Here is a 20,824-nt window from a genome sequence, read left to right as displayed (position 1 = left end):
TCATGTCCGGACCGCAAGTCGCCATCGACCTTGGCCGCATAGAGCGCAATGCACGCACGATCGTCGACCGCTGCGCCCTGTCCGGCATCAAGGTATTCGGCGTCACCAAGGGAACCTGCGGCATGCCGCAGGTAGCGCGCGCCATGCTGCGCGGCGGCGTCGCTGGCGTCGCCGAATCGCGCTTCGAAAACATCCGCCGGCTACGCGACAGCGGCATCAATGCGCCGATCATGCTGCTGCGCAGCCCGCCGATGGCGCGTGTCGAGGAGGTGGTCCGCACCGTCGACATCAGCTTGCAATCCGAACTCGCCACCATCCGCGAGCTGTCGCGTATCGCCGAGCGCATGGGCCGCGTCCACGACATCATGCTGATGATCGATCTTGGCGACCTCAGGGAAGGCATCTGGCCGAACGATCTCGTGCCCACTGTCGAGCAGATACTGGCACTCAAGGGCGTGCGCATCGCCGGCATCGGCACCAATCTCGGCTGCTTCGGCGCCATCATGCCGACGGAGGAAAATCTCGGGCAACTTGTCGCCCATGCCTACAAGGCCGAGCGTCTGTCCGGCGCAAGGCTCGACTGGATATCAGGCGGGGCGTCATCGTCGCTGACGCTGCTGCTCGAAGGCAGGCTGCCCGCCGGCATCAACAATCTGCGGGTCGGCGAAGCAATCCTGCAGGGTGGCGTCGAAACCTTCCGCGAGACGCCGTGGGCCGAACTGGAACCCGATGCCTGCCGCCTGACAAGCGACATCATCGAGGTCAAGCTGAAGCCGTCGCGGCCGATCGGCCAATCCGGCTACGACGCTTTCGGCAACCAGCCGGTGTTTCCCGACGAGGGCGACAGGTTGCGCGCCATCGCCAATATCGGCCGCGAGGACGTTTTGATCGAAGGTTTGACGCCGATTGCCAAGGGCGTGCGGGTGCTCGGCGCCTCCAGCGATCATCTGCTCCTCGATGTAACCGACGCCGACCCGCCACCCGCCGTCGGCGACCGTGTAGCCTTCCGCATGAGCTACGGCGCCATGCTGTTGGCGATGACCTCGGAATATGTCGAAAAGGCCCCGATGCACGATGTCGAGGATTTCTCCGGCCGCAAGATGGTGTCGATATCAGCCGAACCGGCGGCCGCCGGCATCCTCGCCAGGGAAGCGACCGGCGCCCGGCTGGAGGCGATGAATTTCGATGTCGTCGAGCTGGCCGATATCGAGCGACCCCCATCCGGCCTGGTCCGGCTCACCGCCGGGAGTGACCGGCGCATCGCCCATAAGGCGCTGACGATGACCGCGCGGGCGACACACTCGTTTGGCCTGATCTGGATCGATTCCATCGCCGCGCTGATGCCCGAGGACGAAGACGGCATCGACCTGCCGGAACGTTCGGTGCTGGCGCGCGCGCTCGGACTCGATCACAAGCCCGGCGCGCTGCAGCCGCAACTGTCGCCGGAAAACGTCGTCATCGTCGGGCTGCGCCATGCCGATCCGGCCGAAGCCCGGGTACTGAAGGATTCGCGCGTCTCCGCCTTCACCATGACCGACATCGACGCCATGGGCATGCGCGACCTGATGCATGAGGCGATCCGCATCGCCACCTCCGGCACGCAAGGCTTCCATGTCAGCTATTCGCCTGAGGTGACCGAATTCGCCGGCTGGGCGGCTGGCTCCGGCGGCATCACGGTGCGCGAAACGCATCAGGCGATGGAGGCCATCGCGCTGTCCGGCGGGCTGTTGTCGATGGATGTTTCCGGCCTGACATCAGGTTTGGAACCGCGGATTGCGATAGACACCGTCAACTTCGTCATGTCGGCTTTCGGCAAGCGGATTTTGTGATCAGCCCCGCGCGTCGACAGCCGCGCGCCATGAGCGCGCATAAATCGCCCAGGCTGGGTCGGCCGGCGGTTCCATCCTTTCGCCTTTGCCTTGGACCGTTCTGTGGTCCGACGTCAGCAAGGCAGCGCCGATGCTGGTGCCGGTCGCAACCTCGGACGCAATGACGGCACGCGCCGTCGCTGCAGCCAGCATCTGCGTGAAAAGCCGGTTGCGGGCGAACGGGCCCTCGACGATGATCGGACCGTCGGCACCGATCAGATCGAGGCAGGTCGCGGTCATCAGCGCCAGGTAGAAAGAGATGGCGGCAAAGCGCTGACCGTTGTTGATGCCGTCGGCGTCGAGCCATGCGGCGGTGTGATGCGGGAACGGCCCCGAACCTTGTTGGGTCGAAGGCAGCAGGGATGTCTTCGCAGCGAGCACTGTGGCGACATCCTCTTCGGTCCAGCCTTCCGATTGGCCTTCCGTCAGCTGTGAAAATTCGCGACCCCCCATGAAGCGCGCCGATGGCACCGGATCACCGAGCGCATTGACGTTGACCAGCGTGTCGCGCGCCGGGTCGAGCGCGATCTTGTTGCCGCCGACGGCCATCGACACCACCCAGGTGCCGGTCGAGACGACCGAGAAGGGCGGTCTGTCGGACAGGAGATGCGGCAGCAGCGAGGCATTGGAATCATGCAGGCCGCAAAACACCGGCGTCTGCGGATCGAGCCCGGTTACCTTGACAAGGGCGGGCAAGATTGGGCCAAGGCGGTCCTTGGCCGGCCGCACCGGCGCCATCAGGCCGCGCCATTGCATCCGGTCGACCAGTGACGAAAAATCCGCTTTCCATGGGTTCCACAGATCGGTGTGGCAGCCGAGCGAGGTCACCTCGTTGGCGGCGACGCCGGTGAGGCGAAAAGCCCAGTATTGCGGATACATCAGAATGGCGGCGGCCTCGGCGAACTCCGCCGGGAAGTTCCTCTGCTGCCAGAAGAACTGCGCGCCGAGATTGAGGCCTACCGGCAGGCGCGGCGTGCCCGTCTCGGCGAAGGCCGGACGGATCGCGTCATAGTCCTGGGCAAGGGCGTCGGGCCCGGTGAATTCATAGTCGAGCACCGGCAGCGCCAGCTCGCCGGCAGCGCCCAACAGCACGCCCGTCGCGCCATGCGTGGTGATCGATATCGCGTCGATGCGCTGTTCTCGCTTGATCCCGGCGAGGCTGTCGAGAATGAACGACCACAGAAGCTCGACATCGTGGTGCGGGTAGGAACCGTCGGCAACGGGCGCATTCGCCATGCGGCGCAGCGCGAATTCGCGCATGTCGTCGAGATCGACCAGCGCTACCTTGGCATTGGTTTTGCCGATATCGATGACGGCGACGTGGTGGGTCATTCCATATGGAACATGGTTTCCAGCGGCACCGCCACCGGCTCGTTATCAGGCTTGGTTTCCATGATGGCGGCCATCTCGGCCCACCAGCGCTGCATCACAGGGTGCTTCGGCAATTCGTCCATGCCGTGGTCGTCACGCCGCCACAGCACGCCGAACAAGGTGTTGGTCTCGTCGTCGAGATGGATCGAATAATCGAAAACGCCGGCCTGCTTCAACAGCGCCACCAGCGACGGCCAGATGTCGTCATGGCGCCTTTTGTATTCGGCCTTCATGCCCGGAATGAGCTTCATCTTGAACGCGTATTTTTCGGCCATCAGGTGAAGCGTTCCCGCCGCACCCGCCGCCAGACGATCGGCAGCGCGATGACGATGATCAGCAGCAGGCCGATGAAGATCGACATGACGATGCCGGGCACGTTGAGCAGCCCCAAGCCAAAAGTCACCAGCCCCATGATGAAGGCGGCGAGCACGACACCCAGAATGCTGCCGGCGCCGCCCAGGATGCTGACGCCACCAAGCACCACCATGGTGATGACTTCCAATTCGTAGCCTTGCGCGATCGACGGCCGGGTCGAGCCGAGCCGCGAGGTGATCAGCACCGAGGCGATGCCGGCCATCAAGCCGGTCAGGCAGAACAGGATGAACTTGATGCGGCCGACGCGCACGCCGGAAAACTGCGCCGCAACCGGGTTGTTGCCGATGGCGAAGACGCGGCGGCCGAAGCTCGTCCGGTGCAGTAGGAACCAGTAGACGACCGCCGCGACGAGGAGCAGCGTCAGTTCGAACGACACCACCCACCAGACATAGCCTTGGCCGAAGAAGGCGAAGCTCGGGGGATAGCCCTTGTAGGCCTGGTCGCCGAGGACGATGAAGGCGATGCCGCGAAACAGGCTCATCGTGCCGATGGTGACGACAATCGACGGCAATCCCAGCCTGGTGACGAGCAGCCCGTTAAAGGCGCCGCAGCCAAGCCCGACCACGATGCCGATCGCCACCAGCACCGGCGTGCCAGCGCCGGCCTGCACCGCCATGCCCATCATCGTCGAGGCCAGCGCAATGATGGCGGCGACCGACAGGTCGATCTCGCCGGAAATGATCAGCAGCGCCATGGCAAGCGCGATCAGCGCCTTCTCGGTGAAGTTGAAGGTCAGGTCAGACAGCGACCACGCGTCGAGGAAATAGGGCGAGGCGAAGCTGTTGACGGCAAAGATGGCGACCGCCACCGCGACCAGCAGCGCCTCCCATGAGAAGATCGCCGCGTTGAGCGGCTTGTCGAGCCGGTCGGGAATGTGGCGTGGGGCTGGGGTGTCGGTCATGCCGCTTCCGCCTTTTTGAGGATGATGCGGCCTTGCCGGCGTTCGCCGCGCGCATTGAGCACCACGGCCAGGATGATGGCGCTGCCCGAAATCGCCATCTGCCAGAAGGGCGAGATGTTGATGACCGGCAGCGCATTGGAGATGATGCCGAGGAACAGCGCACCGAGCACTGCGCCGCCGACCGAGCCGATGCCGCCGGCGATCGAGATGCCGCCGATGACGCAGGCGGCGATGATGTTGAGCTCGTAGCCATTGGCGACCTCGACCGAGGCGATGACGTAGCGCGAAATCCAGAGATAACCGCAGAGACCGGCGGCCATCCCCGAGATGCAGAAGACGGTGAACTTGGTGCGGCCGACATCGATGCCGGCATAGACCGACGCCGTCGGATTGACGCCGATGGCGTAGATCGAGCGACCGAGCGCGGTGCGCGTCATCACGAGGAAGAACAAGGCGATGACCAGTATGGCGATCCACGACAGGACCGGGATGCCAAGGAAGGCCGCGCGCTGCAGGCCGATGAAATCAGGACTCATCTGGTCGGCATTGACCCAGGCGCCGCCTGAAATGACGAAGGTGGCGCCGCGGTAGATGGTCAGCGTGCCGAGCGTCACCACGATCGAGGGAATGTTCAGCCGCCACACCAGCAGGCCGTTGATCGCGCCGAGCACCAGTCCGACCAGAAGCGCGATGACGATCAGCAGCGGGATCGGGATTGCCGGATGCGCGGCGTTCAGCATCGCCACCACCATGCCGGTGAAGCAGAGATTGGACGCCATCGACAGGTCGATCGAGCGGGTCAGGATGACAACCATCTGACCCAGCGCCAGGATCATCAGGATCGAGGTGTCGTTGAACACCTGGCGCAGATTGGCCGGATTGGCAAAGCCCGGAAAGCGCATCGAGATCAGCCCGATCAGCACGACGATGGCGGCGAGAAGCCAGAGTTCGCGATATTTGAGAAGAGCTTTCATGCTGCGATCCCCGCTGCCGCCTTGACCAGCGTTTCGGCGTCGAGTTCCTTGTTGTCGTAGAACGAAGCAATGCGCCCCTCGCGCATGACGACGACGCGGTCGGACATGCCGAGTATTTCGGGCAGTTCGGACGACACCATGATAACCGACAGGCCTTGCGCGACGAGCTCGGCCATGAAGCCGTGCACCGCGGCCTTGGAGCCGATGTCAATGCCTTTGGTCGGCTCGTCGAGGATGATCACCTTGGGGGCTGTCGCCAGCCATTTGGCGATGACGATCTTCTGCTGGTTGCCGCCCGACAGCGTACCGACATCCTGGCTGAGCGAAGAGGCGCGCAAATCGAGCCGCTCGGTGTAGGAGCGGGCCAGCGCGAACTCCTCCGCCAGTTGCAACATACCTGACTTGGACGTGCGCTTGAGCGAGGGCAGCGAGATATTCTGGAAGATCGGCAGGCCGATCACCACGCCTTGCTTGCCGCGCTCTTCCGGCACATAGACGATGCCGGCGTCGATCGAATCCGCTGCCGATTTCGGTACGATCTGTTTGCCTTCCAGCGTGATTGTGCCGCTGCTGGTGCGGGTGATGCCTGATATCGCCTGCATGACCTCGCTGCGGCCGGCGCCGACGAGGCCGTAGAAGCCGAGGATTTCGCCTCTGTGCAGCTCGAAACCGATGTCGTCGAACTCGGTCGGGTGCGACAGGCCGGAGACAGTGAGCACCGGCGCGCCGATCTCGGCCTTGCGCTGCGGGAAGATGTGATCGACGGCGCGGCCGACCATCATGCGCACGATCTGGCTCTGGCCGGCATCCCTGATCAGGCCTTCGCCGACCATTTCGCCGTCGCGGAACACCGTATAGCGGTCGGCAATGCGGTAGATCTCGTCGAACTTGTGGCTGATGAACAGGATCGCCCTGCCTTCGCTCTTCAGGAATTCGATGAGCAAAAAGAGCTCCTCGATCTCCTTCAGCGACAGCGCTGCGGTCGGCTCGTCCATGATGACGATCTGGGCATCGATCGACATGGCGCGGGCGACTGCGACGAGGTGCTTGTTGGCGATACCGAGATCCTTCAGCCGCGCGTCGGCGTCGATGTGGCCGGCACCCATGGTGTTCAACACTTCAAGGGCATTCTTGCGCATGGTACGCCAGTCGATGGTGCCGAAGCGCGACCGCGGCGCATGGCCGAGAAAGATGTTCTCGGCCACCGTCAGGTCGTCGAACAGCACGGTTTCCTGGTGGATGGCAGTGATGCCGTGCCCGAAGGCGGCATGCGCGCTGGGCAAAGTGACGGCCTGGCCATCGATGCTGATGGTGCCCGCGTCGGGCTGGTAGATGCCGGTCATGATTTTGACCAGCGTCGACTTGCCGGCGCCGTTCTCGCCGATCAGCGCGGTCACTTGGCCGGGATAGAGCGACAGGCTGACATCATGCAGCGCGCGCACGCCGGGAAAACTCTTCGAGATTCCGGACAGGGTCAGCCGCGGGGTCGGAGCCAGAGGCCGCTCGGTCGTCGGGTTGAGTTGGGCTGTCGTGTCCATAGTCGTATCAAGCCCTGCAGCAGGTCCGTTTGAGGACGCGGCGGGATCTAAGGTCCCGCCGCGCCGGCTTGAGGGGCTCCCGGATCAATAGATCTTGGAGAATTCTTCGATGTTCGACTTGTCGAACTTGAAGGGCGGAGCCATCGCAGCCGAATTGGTATCGTCGAGCGTGACCTTGCCGACGCGGCCGATCGACAGCGTCGCACCCGGCTTGGCTTCTTCCTTCTTCACCGCCAAATCATGGGCGAGGTAGACGGCCGAGTAGCCGAGGTCGATCGGGTTCCACAGCGCGACCGCTTGGCTGGCACCGTTGTCGATGAACTTCTTGAACTCCGACGGCAACGCCAGGCCGGTGACGTTGACCTTGCCGATCAGGCCTTGGTCGGTCACCACCTGAGCGGCGGCAACGACGCCGACCGTGGTCGGTGCGATGATCGCCTTGAGGTCCGGATAGGACTTCAAAAGGCCCTTGGCCTCGTCCGTGCTCTTGGCCGAGTCGTCGTCGCCATAGACGGTGGCGACAAGGTTGATCTTGGGGAATTTCTCCGGCAGCACCTTCTTGGCCGCGTCGATCCAGGCGTTCTGGTTGGTTGCCGTCGACGAAGCCGACAAGATGGCGACATCGCCGCCTTCCGGCAGGTAGTCGGCGGCAAGCTTGATGATGGTCTCGCCGATCAGGTTTGTGTCCGAGGGGTTGAGGTGGAGCTGGCGACCTTCCGGAGCGACGCCTGAATCCCACGAGATGACGGTGATGCCGCGATCCATCGCCTTCTTCAGCGCCGGCACCAGCGCGTCGGCGTCATTGGCCGAAATGGCGATGGCGTTGACCTTCTGGGCGATCAGCGAATTGATCACCTCGATCTGCGCTTCGGCGGTCGCCTTGGTCGGGCCGGTGTAGATAATATCGACGTCACCGAGTTCCTTGGCCGCCTCTTCGGCGCCCTTGTTGGCGGCATCGAAGAAGCCGTTGCCGAGCGACTTCACCACCAGTGCGATCTTGACGTTCTCGGCATAGGCGGCATTCACGAACATGGCGGCGGAGAACGCCGCCGTAACCATCAGTTTCTTCAGAAAGCTCATCGAATATCCTCCCTTGAGCGTTGCATTCCATCGCCGCTGCGAGCCTCAGGCCTGCAGCGAAGATTCTTCCTTACTGCCCAGCGTTGTGCGAGCGACGACCAGCGTCACGCCGGCGGCCTCCAACATCTTGGCCTCGCGATCTTCAATGCCGTCGTCGGTGATGACGGTCGCGATGCGCGACAGGCCGCACAGGATCAGGCTCGAGCGTTTGCGGAACTTCGACGAGTCGACCAGCACCACCAGTTCGTCGGCCTGATCGATCAGTTTCTGCTCGGCCTGGATCAGCAGCGGATCGCCTTCCATCAAGCCGAGTGGCCCGAGCCCTTGCGCGCCCATGAACATGCGGCGCGCATAGAAATTGCGCGTCACGTCATTCTCGAAGGGCGACAGGATTATGTTCTGCTCGCGGTAGATGGTGCCGCCCGACAGCATCACCGTGTTCTTGGAGTGCTTGAGCAGGTGCTCGGCGATCGGAAAGGAATTGGTGAAGATCGGCATGCGGCGGCCGCTCAGGAAATGCACCATCTGGAAAGTGGTGGTGCCGCCATTGATGATGATCGGCTCGCCGTCCTTGCATAGTTCCACGGCGTCCCGCGCGATCGCCCGTTTCTGCGAAGCGTTGATCGTCTCGTTGACGGAAAAAGGCCGGCCGGCAAGGCCGATGAACTGCGGTGGCGTGATCGCTTCGGCGCCGCCGCGCACGCGGCGCAGGCGCTTTTGCACATGCAATGCGGCGATGTCGCGCCGGATCGTCGCCTCGGACGAGTCCGTCAGGTCGACCATTTCCTGCACCGTCACCACAGGCTTTTCCTGGACGGCGGACAAAATGATCCTGTGGCGTTCTTTCTCGTGCATGGTTCCTCCCTGCCTGAGCATCTAGGCACCCAAAACGCGCAGTGTCAATCATTTCCGATCACATAATTTCATTGTGCAGTGCAGTATGATCAATCTTGATCATTTGTGATTGACAATGCCGCTTCTTCCGTGGAAATTCGGCCAAAGCTGACCCGCTATGTGGTCGCAATTGACCGCACCATTTGCGCGTCTCACGTCACGGGAGGATTACCTATGCTCGACAAGCGCTCCGGCACGCGCCTCGCCAATCTTTGGGATGAGGCGAAAGCCCAAGCGATGAGCGAGCCGGAACGTCTCGTCTATCGCTCGAATGTTCTTGGCTCCGATAAGCGCGTCACCAACTATGGCGGCGGCAACACCTCTTCCAAGATCTGGCAAAAGGATCCGCTCACCGGCGAGAGCGTGGAAGTGCTGTGGGTGAAGGGCTCGGGCGGCGACAGCGCCTCGATCAAGCTCGACGGTTTCGCTACGCTCTACATGGACAAGCTACGCGCATTGAAGGGCCACTATCGCGGCCTCGAGCACGAAGACGAGATGGTCGGCTATCTGCCTCATTGCACCTTCAACCTCAATCCGCGCGCGGCTTCGATCGATACGCCGCTGCACGCCTTCGTGCCGAAGCCCCATGTCGACCACATGCATCCCGACGCCATTATCGCCATTGCCGCCGCCAAGGATTCGAAGGCGCTGACCAAAGAGATCTTCGGCGACGCGATCGGCTGGCTGCCATGGAAGCGTCCGGGCTTCGAACTCGGCCTGTGGCTGGAAAAATTCTGCGTTGAAAACCCTGAGGCCAAGGGCGTCGTCCTGGCAAGCCATGGCCTGTTCACCTGGGGCGAGACGCCTCGGGAATGCTACGAGACGACGATCTCGGTGATCAACCAGGCGATCGACTGGTTCGAGCGCAAGTCTGAAGGCAAGCCGATCTTCGGTGGCGAAGTCGTCAAATCGCTCGACGCGCCGAGGCGTCGCGCCGTGGCGGCAAAGCTGATGCCGAGAATTCGCGGCCTGATCTCGGAGAAAAGTCACAAGCTTGGCCATTTCGACGATTCGCCCGCCGTGCTCGAATTCGTCAATTCCAGGGATTTGCGCCCACTGGCAGCGCTCGGCACATCCTGCCCGGACCATTTCCTGCGCACCAAGATCCGGCCGCTGGTCATCGAATTCGATCCCAAGAATTCTGACGTCGATGCCGTCATCGCCCGTCTCGCCGACGATGTGGCGGAGTATCGCGTTGGCTATCAGGCTTATTACGACCGCTGCAAGCACGTGGATTCGCCACCGGTGCGTGATCCGAACGCCGTGGTCTATCTGATGCCCGGCGTCGGCATGTTCACCTTCGCCGGCGACAAGGCGACGGCGCGCATATCGGGCGAATTCTACGTCAACGCCATCAATGTCATGCGCGGCGCCTCGACGGTGTCGACCTATGTCGGGCTGCCCGAGCAGGAAGCCTTCGACATCGAGTACTGGCTGCTCGAAGAGGCAAAGCTGCAGCGCCTGCCGAAGCCGAAGGCTCTAGCCGGCCAGATCGCGCTGGTCACCGGCGGCGCCGGCGGCATCGGCCGGGCGACGGCCAACCGGCTGCTGCGCGAAGGCGCCTGCGTCGTGCTGGCCGACATCGACGAGACCGCCCTTGCCAGTGCCAATGACGAGCTGGCGAAAGCCTATGGCAAGGATTTCGTGCGGCCGCTGGTCATCAATGTCACGTCAGAGGACCAGGTGATCTCCGGCTTCGCCGAGACGGCGGTCGAGTTCGGCGGCATCGATATACTGGTGTCGAATGCCGGCCTGGCAACCTCGTCGCCGATCGAGGAGACGACGCTGGCGCTGTGGAACAAGAACATGGACATCTTGTCGACCGGCTATTTCCTGGTTTCGCGGGAAGCATTCCGGCTGTTCCGGGCTCAGAAGATCGGCGGCAACGTCGTCTTCGTCGCCTCCAAGAACGGTCTTGCCGCATCGCCCAATGCCGCCGCCTATTGCACGGCCAAGGCTGCCGAAATCCATCTGGCGCGCTGTCTGGCGCTGGAAGGCGCGGAAGCCCAGATCAGGGTCAATGTCGTTAATCCCGACGCCGTGCTGCGCGGCTCGAAGATCTGGACCGGCGAGTGGAAGGAACAGCGCGCCGCCGCCTACAAGATGTCGGCCGACGACCTCGAGGAGCATTACCGTTCGCGCTCGATGCTGAAGCGTTCGGTGTTCCCCGAAGACATCGCCGAGGCGATCTATTTCTTCGCGTCCGACATGTCGGCCAAGTCGACCGGCAACATCGTCAATGTCGACGCGGGCAACGCCCAGTCGTTCACGCGCTGAGCGGAGGCGGCGATGGAACAGATCATCTCCGCCGACATCGTCGACAAGGACAACGCCGCGCGCGAGGCCGACCTCAAGCGCGACTACGATTCGCTCGGCGAGCGCCTCGACCGCCGCGGCATCGCCATCGACGCTATCCGCGACAAGGTCGAAAAATTCGCCGTGGCAATCCCGTCCTGGGGCGTCGGCACCGGCGGCACCCGCTTTGCCCGCTTTCCCGGCGCCGGCGAGCCGCGCGATATCTTCGACAAGATCGAGGACTGCGCCGTCATCCGGCAGTTGACGCAGGCGACGCCGACCGTCTCGCTGCACATTCCGTGGGACAAGGCGGATCCGAACCGGCTGAAGCAGGCCGCCTCCCGCTTCGGCCTCGGCTTCGACGCCATGAATTCGAACACGTTCTCCGACGCCAGGGACCAACGACTTTCCTACAAGTTCGGCTCGCTGTCGCATGCCGATGCCGCAACGCGCCGGCAGGCGATCGAGCACAATCTCGAATGCATCGAGATCGGCAAGACGCTGGGATCGAAGGCACTGACCGTATGGATCGGCGACGGCTCGAACTTTCCCGGCCAGGTCAATTTCGCCAAGGCGTTCGAACGCTATCTCGACGCGATGAAGGAGATCTACACGGGATTGCCGGACGACTGGAAGCTGTTCACCGAGCACAAGATGTACGAGCCGGCCTTCTATTCGACGGTCGTGCAGGATTGGGGCACCAACTACATGATTGCCACCGAACTCGGCGACAAGGCGTTTTGCCTGGTCGACCTCGGCCATCATGCGCCCAACGTCAACATCGAGATGATCGTGTCGCGGCTGATCCAGTTCAAGAAACTCGGCGGCTTCCATTTCAACGATTCGAAATATGGCGACGACGATCTCGACGCCGGCTCGATCGATCCTTACCGGCTGTTCCTCGTCTTCAACGAGCTGGTCGATGCCGAGCTTTCCGGTGCCGAAGGCTTTGATCCGGCTCACATGCTCGACCAGAGCCACAACGTCACCGATCCGATCGAAAGCCTGATGCTGTCCGCGGTCGAGGTGCAGCGCGCCTATGCGCAGGCGCTGCTGGTCGATCGCAAGGCGCTGGAAGGCTATCAGGACGCCAACGACGCGCTGATGGCGACGCAAACGCTGAAAGCCGCCTATCGCACCGATGTCGAGCCGATCCTGGCCATGGCGCGGCTGAACACGGGCGGCGCCATCGATCCGGTCGCCGCCTACCGGGCGGCCGGCTATCGGGCGAAGGTCGCGGCGGAACGGCCGGCGGTTGCGAGCGGCGGCGGCGGGATTGTTTGATATCGGCCTGAAACGAAAAACCCGCCAGCGGCGGGTCGCGGCGCAAATCAGCACCATAAATAAATTAATAGCATAATCGCCGGCACAAAGCAGAACAAAACGGCTGTGCCAAGCAGGAAGGGAGGGCGCGAAGGATCGCGGCTTCATTTCAGCTTGGGTTCCTCGCCCCACGAAAGTGGGGAGAGGTGGCTCGGCGAAGCCGAGACCGAGAGGGGACCCCTCTACGAAGCCCCCTCTCCGGCCACTTCGCGGCCACCTCTCCCCCGCTTCGCGGCGGGCGAGGAACCCAGGTCGTGAGAGTTCGTGGAAGGTGCAAGCTTCGCCGAATCTTCATTATTGTCAGTAGACTCAACTTCACCAAGCGGCTGTTCTAGGCGCACCCCACCCCTCGGAGAACGGCCATGCACCGCCGCACCCTAATCGCAATCAGTCTTTCCCTTACCTTGACCTTTGCGCCGCTGGTGGCCGCATTCGCCGCCTCGCCGCAGCCGGCGAAGGGCGAGCATGGCATGGTGGTGACCGCCCAGCATCTGGCATCGCGAGTCGGCGTCGAGATGCTGAAAAAGGGCGGCAATGCCGTCGATGCGGCGGTCGCCGTCGGCTATGCGCTGGCTGTGGTCTATCCGAATGCCGGCAATATCGGCGGTGGCGGCTTCATGACCATTCGCTTCAAGGACGGCCGCTCGACCTTCCTCGATTTCCGCGAGCGGGCGCCGCTCGCCTCCACGAAGACCATGTATCTCGACAAGGACGGCAAGCCGGTGAAGGGCGCCAGCCTGGACGGCTATCTTGCAGTCGGCGTGCCGGGCTCGGTGGCCGGCTTCGAGACCGCACGGGAGAAATACGGCACGCTGACGAGGCGGGACCTGATGGCGCCGGCGATCGGCTATGCCAAGGACGGCTTCGTGCTGGAGCAGGGCGACGTCGCCTCGCTCGAAGGCGGCGCCGAGCGGCTGGCCAGGGACCCAGCGGCGGCTGCCATCTTCCTGAAGCCGGACGGCAGGCCTTATGCCATCGGAGAGCGCCTTGTTCAGGCCGATCTCGCCGCCTCGCTCTCAGCCATTTCGGAGCAAGGTCGCGATGCCTTCTACAAAGGACCGATCGCCGACGGCATCGTCAAGGCGAGCGGGGAGAAGGGCGGCATTCTGGCCAAGGCGGATTTCGAGAACTACGCGGTCCGCGAGCTCGAGCCGGTGACCTGCAACTACCGCGGCTATGAGATCACCTCGTCGCCGCCGCCGAGCTCGGGCGGTGTCATCATCTGCGAGATCCTCAACGTGCTGGAACTCTACCCGCTGTCCTATCTCGGCGCGGGTTCTGCCGAAACCGTCAAAGTCATGGTCGAGGCAATGCGCCATGCCTATGTCGACCGCAATTCGGCGCTCGGCGATCCCGACTTCGTCGACAATCCGGTCGAAAAGCTGCTCGACAAGGCCTATGCAAAAGAAATCCGCGAAAAGATCGATCCGTTCCGGGCCGGCGTGTCGCAGGATTTGATGCCGAAGGGTTTTGGCGAGAGCCAGGAGACGACACATTATTCGATCGTCGACAATGACGGCAACGCCGTCGCGGTAACCTATACGCTGAACGGTTCGTTCGGCGCCGGCGTCGTCGCAGACGGCACCGGCATCCTGCTCAACAACGAGATGGACGATTTCACCCAGAAACCGGGCGTGCCCAATCTCTACGGCCTCGTCCAGGGCGAGGCGAATGCGATCGAGCCGAGGAAGACGCCGCTGTCGTCGATGAGCCCGACCATCGTCGCCAAAGACGGCAAGCCGTTCATGGTCATCGGCAGCCCCGGCGGCTCGCGCATCATCACCATCACGCTGGAAGCGATCGTCAACGTCGTCGATCACGGCATGAACATCCAGGAGGCGATCGACGCGCCGCGCATCCACCACCAGTGGCTGCCAGACACGGTCTATATCGAACCGTTCGGCCTGTCGCCCGATACCGAAAAGCTGCTTGCCGGCATGGGCTACCACCTCGATGTCACCGAGGCGACCTGGGGCCAGGCGGCCGGCATCCTGGTCGGCGGCAAGAGCCTGGCCGAGATCGAGAAGGGCGGCGGCGCCCGCTACAACGGCGCTATCGACAGCCGCGCCGCATCCGGCGAGGCGATCGGATATTAAATTTCGTGCGCGTCGGGTCTGTTGAGATTCAGGTCAGGCCGAGCCGAGAATAGCGGTTTCCGAGAACCGGAACGGAGCGAACTTTCGGTACGCGAGTACCGGAAGCGCAGGAGACCGCCATTCGCAGGCCGGCATCACCTGAATATCGGCAGACCATCAGATGACCAGCGTTATGGTGGACGCAATCAGCATCACCGCCGCGATGCCGACGAACAAGGCATAGATACGCGGCCGATCGAGCAGAAGCGCATTTCCGGCTATCCACGCCGCAGTGGCGCCGCCAAGCGCGTACAGGAAGCCGTTGCGATGCCCCAGGGCCAGGCATGCGGCCATCAAGCCGCCAACGATGAGGGCGCCGAACACGATGATCACGGCGACCGCGTATTTCTCGAAATCGTTGCTGGCCACACCCGGACCCATCACGTTCAACGTCGTCAGGTCGTCCGGGTCGAAGGGGTTGGCCGACCCATATTCGTCTTGACCGACAGGCTCGCGCATCATTCATTCTCCTTGAAGCGGCAACAAATCATCAAGCCTTGCCGAGCGCAACTGGATCGCGCCGCGTTCAATGCGATCGGCACCGTCTTCAACACTTTCTGGCCGCAGCTTGCTACCGGTTTTTTGGATTTATGTCGGATCGTCCTGTCATTCCAGGCGATCTGTCGGATTGGAATCGCAGCCGGGCGTTCCGACTTGAAAGTCCGCCTCTCTGGAGTCGGCTTCGAAACGCTGCCCCTGAGTATCGGGCCTGACGACGATCGCGCGCAGGCCTCGCCCTCGCAACGGCGTGCTTGACGTTGTCGGTGGCGAAGGTTGGGTCAGCGGCGAAGTTGGCCGGCGCCACTTTGGGGGGGCGTTGGGGTAGGTTGCCTGATGGGCGCCGGCCAGGCGGAAATCAGGTCCGCCGCAAGGAAAAATAACAGGAATTGCGCGGTATTGGCAGTGGTGTGATCGCGGAAGGATGGTTCGCGCTTCCCGCTGTGGTGACCCATTATGGGTCAGTCGTCTGGCACCTGAATTGCACGGTAGGCAATGCCGGGCAACAGCCTGGAAGTTGTCCCAAATATGGGGCCTCGCCGCTTCGCAAATGGAGCGGCGGGCCTTTTTGGCACACCGTCGTGAGCGCGGCACCGCCGGAACTCAAAGGAAGCGTTTTGCAACAAGCCTGGATTTCTTATGCGGCCGGAGCCGGCGGCAGTTCGAACAGGTTGGCGCCATTCTCCTGGCCTCGCTCGACATAGCCGATTATCCGAAACCATTTTGCGACGTCCGGTCTCTGGAGCCAGCTGCGCGAATGAATGGGGAGGTTGCCGGCGAGCGCCTGGATATGGCGAATGTGCCGCTTGCAGAAGCGAACGGTCGCGGCACTGAAGAAATCCTCCTGTGCGGCGAACAGCGTATCGGCAGCGTCGCTATGCTCGTGCCACGCGATGATCGCCACGGTCTTTTCGCCCTGGACAAGCGCGTGAGCCCGACCTTCTTTCAAGTTCATCATCAGATTGTCGTAGGCGATCTTGCTGTCCTTGCCGGCCGCGGCGTATTCGTCCGATATCCGCTGGGACAGATCACGGAAAAGAGCTTCCAGATCCCCAACCGTTGCTGCGCGTGCTCTCATTTCGCCTCCTAGAGCCCCGGCAGGCAGTTTGCCCTAAGGATGGAGGATCACCAAGCAAATCAAATCCGTCATCCGCCCAACGCGCGCAAAGACGTTTCGCGGGCCGAAGCCGCCATGATGTGCTCAGGTCACGTGATTTTGCCGATACGCGCGGGAAATTCGTCTGGTGCGTGAGTCGCGCAGGCAATCGCCATCCGCCCGGTCTAGTGACGATGATAAGCCAGAACTGTACTGCCGCGTGGCGACTTGTGGCGATCAGATAAGGTAAACCCCGCACCCTCGATTAGAGACTGAAGACGGACGTCGTCTTCGTCGGGAACTCGCGCCACAATGGTCTGTGCGCGGTTGATGATGTCGATGAAGATGCGATCGGCCTCCTCCTGACCCAACCCCCTGCGGACATGCTGGTACACAGCGAGAAGAAGAACGATATCGTAACAGTCATTTAGAACAGATTGAAGCTTTCGACTCCCAAGACTCATGGTGTCAAATCGACTTTCTACGTTCGATCCTAGAAAGATAGAACGCGCCACGCGGGTGTGTGGCTTTAGAATGTCAATGCCGTGGATGTAGGCCGGTCTGCGTTTGGCGATTTCATAAGCGACGATGCCCATATTGCAGCCCACGTCTAGGATCGTCTTACCGGAGTAGTTTACCCCGCATGAGAATAATCCATCGAGCCGATCGTCCCACGTTCCTGCGCTATATTTCTTGTGCGATTTCCAAAAAGGCACGACTATCCTTCCGTGTCCTGGACCAAGTCGAATTTTATCTGCTCTCTCGTGCATTTTCCGGCAAAGTCCAACGAAACGTCTGTCGGACCGTTATGCAATTGCCATGGAAAATGGTGCCCAGAGGCGGAATCAAAGCGAAGGAAATCTGGCTTTGTTTCCAAATAGTTGGGACCCACGCAAGAGCAGGGATAGCCAACAAAAATACCAACAAAATATTTCTGTGGATTGGTTCGGTTCCCGGATATCGCGCTATTCGCTCAATGCCATTGCAACTTAACCTTATCTCAGAAGCGGAGCGTTGAGCAAATCGCAGGTCCGCTGCCTCCAATTTTCCGATATCTGATCGCGGCGGTTGACGGCGCCAGGATATCGCCCGGTGATGCGGTGCCCCACAGAGCCGATCCGGCCCAGCTTCTTGATATCGAGATGGATGAGCTCACCGGGATGCTCGCGCTCATAGCGGCGCACCGGCTCGGCCGGTTCCAGGTCTTTCAGCCGCGACAGGCCGGCGCGTGCCAGCACCCGGCTCACCGTCGCCTCGGACACGCCGGTTTGCATGGCGATGTGCTTGCCGGTCAGGCGCTGCCGGCGCAGCGCTGCGATCGCGTCCGCCACCGCCGCTTCGGTTTGCTTCGGGCTTGTCTTCGGCCGCGAGGAACGGTCGATCATGCCGGCGCTTCCCTCGGCCCGAAAGCGCTCCACCCAGCGCGCCACCACCTTCGCCGTCACTCCGTATGTCCGCGCCGCATCGGCTTTGGAAAGACGGCCTTCAACAACGTCGCGGGCCATCTCCTCTCGACGCAGCGGCGTCAGACGGGCATTCTTGTGGATGTTCATTCGGTCCTCCGAGAATCACTGAAGCTTCGACAACCTCAGCTTTATCGGTCAGGGCCGAATGGACAACCTCCTGAAAGCTCACAGCTAGCTAACTTAATAGCGAAGCAAATATTGAAAAAAGACAAATGATTGATAAGGCAACATTATCATTCGTTTTATCGCGCCGACAGGCTGTGCGTTTTGGCACAAAAATCATAGTAAAAAGCGCACCGGCACTTTACGCTCCAAATCATGATTCGCCTCGATCCCGCGACCGCTAGCTCCTCTGCACCGCCCTCCGTTCCGGCTTGGGCGATCACAACCGCCGGCGCGCCGAGCGACGGCGACGCCGCCTTCCGGGCCGGCGCCGCCCTGGGTGCCCTCGACACGCTCGCGCGCTCAGCCTTTCTGGGCCGGGGCTTGGCGGCAGCGGCTGGCGCTCCGCTGTGCCGCCGCCAGCATGCGGCTCGCCGGCCGCGCCGAGGACGCGGCGGGCTTGCGCGATGCTTGGCATTTGCGTCCTCAGGTTCTGATCCCGGTCCCGCCGGCGCTGTCTTTGGCGCCTGGCGGCAGCTGGCCGTGCAGCCGCCCGCCGCCAGCGCCGATCGGTTCGAAAAGATCGTCGACCAGCTCGGGCTCCATTGGGATGGTCCAGCGCTCGCCGCGCTTTCCACGGAGATCGAAAATCTGGCGGGATCGCAGCGGCCGGCGCCGTTCGACGCCGCGGCGATCGCCGGTCACGTCGTCACCATGCGCCCTGACTCCGAGCTTTTTGCCTGGTGGCTCGCCGACCTGGTACTGGCGCAACGCCTGGGCTGGCAGCGGCCCCTGCCGCTCCTGATGGCGCAGGTTTTTGGACCATCCTTCCGCACCGAGGCCAGCGGTGGCCGGCGCATCCGGCCCGGGGACAAGAACTTTGAGCGGGCGGTTTGCGTCGCGCTCGTTGCGGCCGCCGCGGACGCCTGTCGGTTGGCCGCCGAGCTGTCGCGCCGGGCCGAAAAACTCCTGGCGGTGGCGCCAAAACTGCGCGCCAAAGGCGCCGGCGACGTAATCTTTCTGCTGCTCAGTGAAGACGCCGTCTCCGGATCGCTGGCGACGAAGAACCTGTCGCGCTTTGCATCGCGGCGCCTGTTCGAGCGCCTGCAGCAACTCGATGCCGTGCGCGAGTTGTCGGGCCGCACCACCTTTAGGCTGTTTGGGTTGTAGGGATGAGCGAAGCGTCTGCCCGCCGGAAGCCAAACGCTCAGCCGGCCTTGCTGGATACCGAGCTGGAGCACCTTCCGGCCGAGCTCCGCTGGCGCGAATGGATGGGCCGCGTCGAAGCGGTGATCTTTGCCGCCAGCGAACCGGTGACACGTAGTGTCCTCGCGCGGGTGGTGGGGAAGAACTGCAATCTAGAGCTGATCATCGACGACATTCGCGCCGAGCTCGCCGGCCGGCCCTACGAGTTGGTTTCGGTCGCCGGCGGCTGGCAGCACCGAACCAAAAAGGTTTTTGGCGACGTCATACACGCCGCCTTCGGCCAGCAAGGGCGGCAAAGGGGAAAAAGAGCTGTCGCAGGCGGAGGCGCCTGTCCTTATGTGCATTGCCTATTTCCAACCGATCACCCGGGGCGAGTTGTCGAGCTTCTTCGCGAAGGAGGTGTCGCGCGACCTGATCGGCGTGCTGCGCGCGCAAGAGCTGATCGCGTCGGGACCCCGCAGCCCGCAGCCGGGGGCGCCCTATACCTATGTGACGACCAAAAACTTTCTGTCGCAGTTCGGGCTCGATACGCTACGCCAGCTGCCGGATTTCGAGGCGCTCGAGGACGCCGGGCTGCTGTCGAAGGAAAGCTGCTGGCCGGCGATATTCCGGTTGGGCTGGCAAGCAGGGAAGCGGACGGCGAAGAGGAAGAAGAAAGGGTCGATGTCGTTGGAGACGAGACGGCCTAAATGGATTGGCGCGTTGCCACGCTCCGGTCGGAGGTTTACGGCCAGGGTGACTGGTCGTGCGGCAGCCGCCGATCTGGATCATGGACCGCGACGTGATCGCCTTCGACAAGGTTGGCCGGAAAGATCACCAGATTAGTGCCGCCGGCGTGGCGCAGCGAGGGAAACAGGATACCGCGAAGCCCGGTCGTGATGACCAGGTCCGCAAGCTTCCACGATGAAGGTATCTTCCTGTCGATGCGAGTGATCTGGCGCCAGGCACAATCCCATTCCTTCCAGGCACTATCCCAGGCATTTGGGTCGAACCCCTGCGAAAGATCGGCGACCTCGGAAAGCGTGATCTTGTAGGCGGCAAGGGTGGCCGGCGGGGTGATGCTGGCGCCCTGCTTGTATTCCTCCAACGCTGTCTGAGGGGCGAGGGATAAGTAAAGCGCTTCGACGCCTGGCCGGTTGAAACGACGGCCGTCGATCGCTGCGCCTGCACCGCTGGTGGGCAGGAAGGCCCATTTGGGTGTCAGATAGCGAAGGAAGATCTCGTCCGGCCCGACGCGGGTGACCTTCACCCGCGCGCCCCGTTCTCGAGATCCCGGATGAAGGCCAGGACTGCTTCGACTTGGCCGTCGGCGACGAGTTCGGCCGCAGTGCGATGGCCATAGTCGGCGATCGGCTCATTGCGATACCAGTAGATTGCCTTGTCGACGTCCCCGGTGAGCTCCGTCGCCGCCGAGATCACCTTGACCATCTCGCGCAGCCGGCCCTGCAGGCGCTCCGATGACGGGTTGCGGAGCGTGTTGCGGTGGACGCCAGTCAATTGCGCCAGGTTGGCCACCTTCACGCCAAGCGCCTGCGACAGGCGCTTCGGTGAGATATAAGGTGTGCGCGGCTCCTGCAGGCTGTCGACAAAGCCTGAGATCACAGTGGAATGTGCGAGCTGTGCCTGGGTCATGACAAATCTCCGACCTCTCTCATACGCACAATATATGCACATTTCTAGGCATAGCAAGTGAACAGAGCCA

The 20,824-nt window shown here is 62.5% G+C and carries 17 protein-coding genes and 3 pseudogenes; 7 read left to right on the top strand and 13 right to left on the bottom strand.

Going from position 1 to position 20,824, the window contains the following annotated elements; all coding sequences use genetic code 11:
* Positions 1–2: 2 nt before the first annotated feature.
* The gene (locus EN807_RS00205; RefSeq protein ID WP_135933434.1) at positions 3–1,829 is read left to right on the top strand and encodes an alanine racemase; all 1,827 of its coding nucleotides are present in this window, start codon (positions 3–5) and stop codon (positions 1,827–1,829) included.
* On the opposite strand, the gene EN807_RS00200 is transcribed toward EN807_RS00205, so the two are convergent.
* The 7 genes from EN807_RS00200 to EN807_RS00170 form a co-directional block, all read right to left on the bottom strand.
* Positions 1,830–3,200 carry an FGGY-family carbohydrate kinase gene (locus tag EN807_RS00200; protein ID WP_135933433.1) on the bottom strand — a complete coding sequence of 457 codons (1,371 nt, stop codon included), beginning with the start codon at positions 3,198–3,200 and terminating at the stop codon, positions 1,830–1,832.
* Complete coding sequence (gene rhaM, locus EN807_RS00195; RefSeq protein WP_135933432.1) at positions 3,197–3,514, bottom strand: L-rhamnose mutarotase; 318 nt, start codon at positions 3,512–3,514, stop codon at positions 3,197–3,199. Before rhaM ends, EN807_RS00200 begins: the two co-directional genes overlap by 4 nt.
* Positions 3,514–4,515 carry an ABC transporter permease gene (locus tag EN807_RS00190; protein ID WP_127317580.1) on the bottom strand — a complete coding sequence of 334 codons (1,002 nt, stop codon included), beginning with the start codon at positions 4,513–4,515 and terminating at the stop codon, positions 3,514–3,516. Before EN807_RS00190 ends, rhaM begins: the two co-directional genes overlap by 1 nt.
* Entirely contained in the window at positions 4,512–5,489 is a 978-nt protein-coding gene (locus tag EN807_RS00185; protein ID WP_135933431.1) for an ABC transporter permease, read from the bottom strand. Before EN807_RS00185 ends, EN807_RS00190 begins: the two co-directional genes overlap by 4 nt.
* Positions 5,486–7,027, bottom strand: a complete 1,542-nt coding sequence (locus EN807_RS00180) for a sugar ABC transporter ATP-binding protein (RefSeq protein ID WP_135933430.1) — start codon at positions 7,025–7,027, stop codon at positions 5,486–5,488. Before EN807_RS00180 ends, EN807_RS00185 begins: the two co-directional genes overlap by 4 nt.
* Positions 7,028–7,111: 84 nt before the next feature.
* The gene (gene rhaS / locus EN807_RS00175; RefSeq protein ID WP_127317577.1) at positions 7,112–8,107 is read right to left on the bottom strand and encodes a rhamnose ABC transporter substrate-binding protein; all 996 of its coding nucleotides are present in this window, start codon (positions 8,105–8,107) and stop codon (positions 7,112–7,114) included.
* A 45-nt stretch (positions 8,108–8,152) separates the two neighbouring features.
* The gene (locus EN807_RS00170; protein ID WP_127317576.1) at positions 8,153–8,962 is read right to left on the bottom strand and encodes a DeoR/GlpR family DNA-binding transcription regulator; all 810 of its coding nucleotides are present in this window, start codon (positions 8,960–8,962) and stop codon (positions 8,153–8,155) included.
* 213 nt (positions 8,963–9,175) lie between these two features.
* On the opposite strand from EN807_RS00170, the gene EN807_RS00165 reads away from it, so the two are divergent.
* The 3 genes from EN807_RS00165 (at position 9,176) to ggt (ending at position 14,715) form a co-directional block, all read left to right on the top strand.
* Positions 9,176–11,278, top strand: coding sequence for a bifunctional rhamnulose-1-phosphate aldolase/short-chain dehydrogenase (locus EN807_RS00165; RefSeq protein ID WP_135933429.1), 2,103 nt, complete (start codon positions 9,176–9,178; stop codon positions 11,276–11,278).
* A 12-nt stretch (positions 11,279–11,290) separates the two neighbouring features.
* Entirely contained in the window at positions 11,291–12,580 is a 1,290-nt protein-coding gene (gene rhaI / locus EN807_RS00160; RefSeq protein WP_135933428.1) for an L-rhamnose catabolism isomerase, read from the top strand.
* Positions 12,581–12,981: 401 nt separating this feature from the next.
* Positions 12,982–14,715: a gamma-glutamyltransferase gene (ggt, locus tag EN807_RS00155; RefSeq protein WP_135933427.1), complete on the top strand. Its 1,734-nt coding sequence runs from the start codon at positions 12,982–12,984 to the stop codon at positions 14,713–14,715.
* Between the two features lie 156 nt (positions 14,716–14,871).
* Here ggt and EN807_RS00150 read toward each other — a convergent pair whose 3' ends face one another.
* Positions 14,872–15,216 (bottom strand): hypothetical protein, encoded by a 345-nt coding sequence (locus EN807_RS00150; RefSeq protein ID WP_164783940.1) that lies wholly within the window; start codon positions 15,214–15,216, stop codon positions 14,872–14,874.
* Between EN807_RS00150 and EN807_RS00145 the strand changes: the two genes are divergently transcribed.
* Complete coding sequence (locus EN807_RS00145; protein ID WP_135933426.1) at positions 15,193–15,510, top strand: hypothetical protein; 318 nt, start codon at positions 15,193–15,195, stop codon at positions 15,508–15,510. The two genes, EN807_RS00150 and EN807_RS00145, sit on opposite strands and share 24 nt — an antisense overlap.
* A gap of 379 nt (positions 15,511–15,889) precedes the next feature.
* Here the strand turns inward: EN807_RS00145 and EN807_RS00140 are convergent, their stop codons facing one another.
* The 3 genes and pseudogenes from EN807_RS00140 to EN807_RS00130 all read right to left on the bottom strand — a co-directional run.
* On the bottom strand, positions 15,890–16,330 hold the full coding sequence (locus EN807_RS00140; protein ID WP_127317571.1) for a hypothetical protein: 441 nt from the start codon (positions 16,328–16,330) through the stop codon (positions 15,890–15,892).
* A gap of 203 nt (positions 16,331–16,533) precedes the next feature.
* Positions 16,534–17,118, bottom strand: coding sequence for a class I SAM-dependent methyltransferase (locus EN807_RS00135; protein WP_135933425.1), 585 nt, complete (start codon positions 17,116–17,118; stop codon positions 16,534–16,536).
* Positions 17,119–17,436: 318 nt separating this feature from the next.
* A pseudogene (locus EN807_RS00130) lies at positions 17,437–17,901 on the bottom strand (leucine zipper domain-containing protein); the annotation flags it as partial.
* A 231-nt stretch (positions 17,902–18,132) separates the two neighbouring features.
* Here EN807_RS00130 and EN807_RS00125 point away from each other — a divergent pair.
* Together EN807_RS00125 and EN807_RS00120 are read left to right on the top strand one after the other, a co-directional pair.
* Positions 18,133–19,086: pseudogene (locus tag EN807_RS00125) on the top strand (DUF1403 family protein).
* A 2-nt stretch (positions 19,087–19,088) separates the two neighbouring features.
* Positions 19,089–19,811, top strand: a pseudogene (locus EN807_RS00120) (SMC-Scp complex subunit ScpB).
* Between the two features lie 35 nt (positions 19,812–19,846).
* On the opposite strand, the gene EN807_RS00115 reads toward EN807_RS00120, so the two are convergent.
* Entirely contained in the window at positions 19,847–20,371 is a 525-nt protein-coding gene (locus tag EN807_RS00115; protein ID WP_135933424.1) for an RES domain-containing protein, read from the bottom strand.
* A complete protein-coding gene (locus EN807_RS00110) occupies positions 20,368–20,754 on the bottom strand; it encodes a hypothetical protein (protein ID WP_127209555.1) in 387 nt (128 codons plus the stop codon). The genes EN807_RS00115 and EN807_RS00110 overlap by 4 nt, the downstream gene beginning before the upstream one ends.
* Between the last annotated feature and the right edge of the window lie 70 nt (positions 20,755–20,824).

The organism is Mesorhizobium sp. M5C.F.Ca.ET.164.01.1.1 (assembly GCF_004792125.1).
In the GTDB taxonomy this organism is placed as follows: domain Bacteria; phylum Pseudomonadota; class Alphaproteobacteria; order Rhizobiales; family Rhizobiaceae; genus Mesorhizobium; species Mesorhizobium wenxiniae.
This window is presented reverse-complemented; position numbering and strand designations above follow the sequence as displayed.

Bases quoted from the DNA above. Each gene is read 5' to 3' on its own strand.
- EN807_RS00205 (WP_135933434.1), top strand. From the start codon at position 3: ATGTCCGGACCGCAAGTCGCCATCGACCTTGGCCGCATAGAGCGCAAT.
- EN807_RS00200 (WP_135933433.1), bottom strand. From the start codon at position 3,200: ATGACCCACCACGTCGCCGTCATCGATATCGGCAAAACCAATGCCAAG.
- rhaM (WP_135933432.1), bottom strand. From the start codon at position 3,514: ATGGCCGAAAAATACGCGTTCAAGATGAAGCTCATTCCGGGCATGAAG.
- EN807_RS00190 (WP_127317580.1), bottom strand. From the start codon at position 4,515: ATGACCGACACCCCAGCCCCACGCCACATTCCCGACCGGCTCGACAAG.
- EN807_RS00185 (WP_135933431.1), bottom strand. From the start codon at position 5,489: ATGAAAGCTCTTCTCAAATATCGCGAACTCTGGCTTCTCGCCGCCATC.
- EN807_RS00180 (WP_135933430.1), bottom strand. From the start codon at position 7,027: ATGGACACGACAGCCCAACTCAACCCGACGACCGAGCGGCCTCTGGCT.
- rhaS (WP_127317577.1), bottom strand. From the start codon at position 8,107: ATGAGCTTTCTGAAGAAACTGATGGTTACGGCGGCGTTCTCCGCCGCC.
- EN807_RS00170 (WP_127317576.1), bottom strand. From the start codon at position 8,962: ATGCACGAGAAAGAACGCCACAGGATCATTTTGTCCGCCGTCCAGGAA.
- EN807_RS00165 (WP_135933429.1), top strand. From the start codon at position 9,176: ATGCTCGACAAGCGCTCCGGCACGCGCCTCGCCAATCTTTGGGATGAG.
- rhaI (WP_135933428.1), top strand. From the start codon at position 11,291: ATGGAACAGATCATCTCCGCCGACATCGTCGACAAGGACAACGCCGCG.
- ggt (WP_135933427.1), top strand. From the start codon at position 12,982: ATGCACCGCCGCACCCTAATCGCAATCAGTCTTTCCCTTACCTTGACC.
- EN807_RS00150 (WP_164783940.1), bottom strand. From the start codon at position 15,216: ATGATGCGCGAGCCTGTCGGTCAAGACGAATATGGGTCGGCCAACCCC.
- EN807_RS00140 (WP_127317571.1), bottom strand. From the start codon at position 16,330: ATGAGAGCACGCGCAGCAACGGTTGGGGATCTGGAAGCTCTTTTCCGT.
- EN807_RS00135 (WP_135933425.1), bottom strand. From the start codon at position 17,118: ATGCACGAGAGAGCAGATAAAATTCGACTTGGTCCAGGACACGGAAGG.
- EN807_RS00110 (WP_127209555.1), bottom strand. From the start codon at position 20,754: ATGACCCAGGCACAGCTCGCACATTCCACTGTGATCTCAGGCTTTGTC.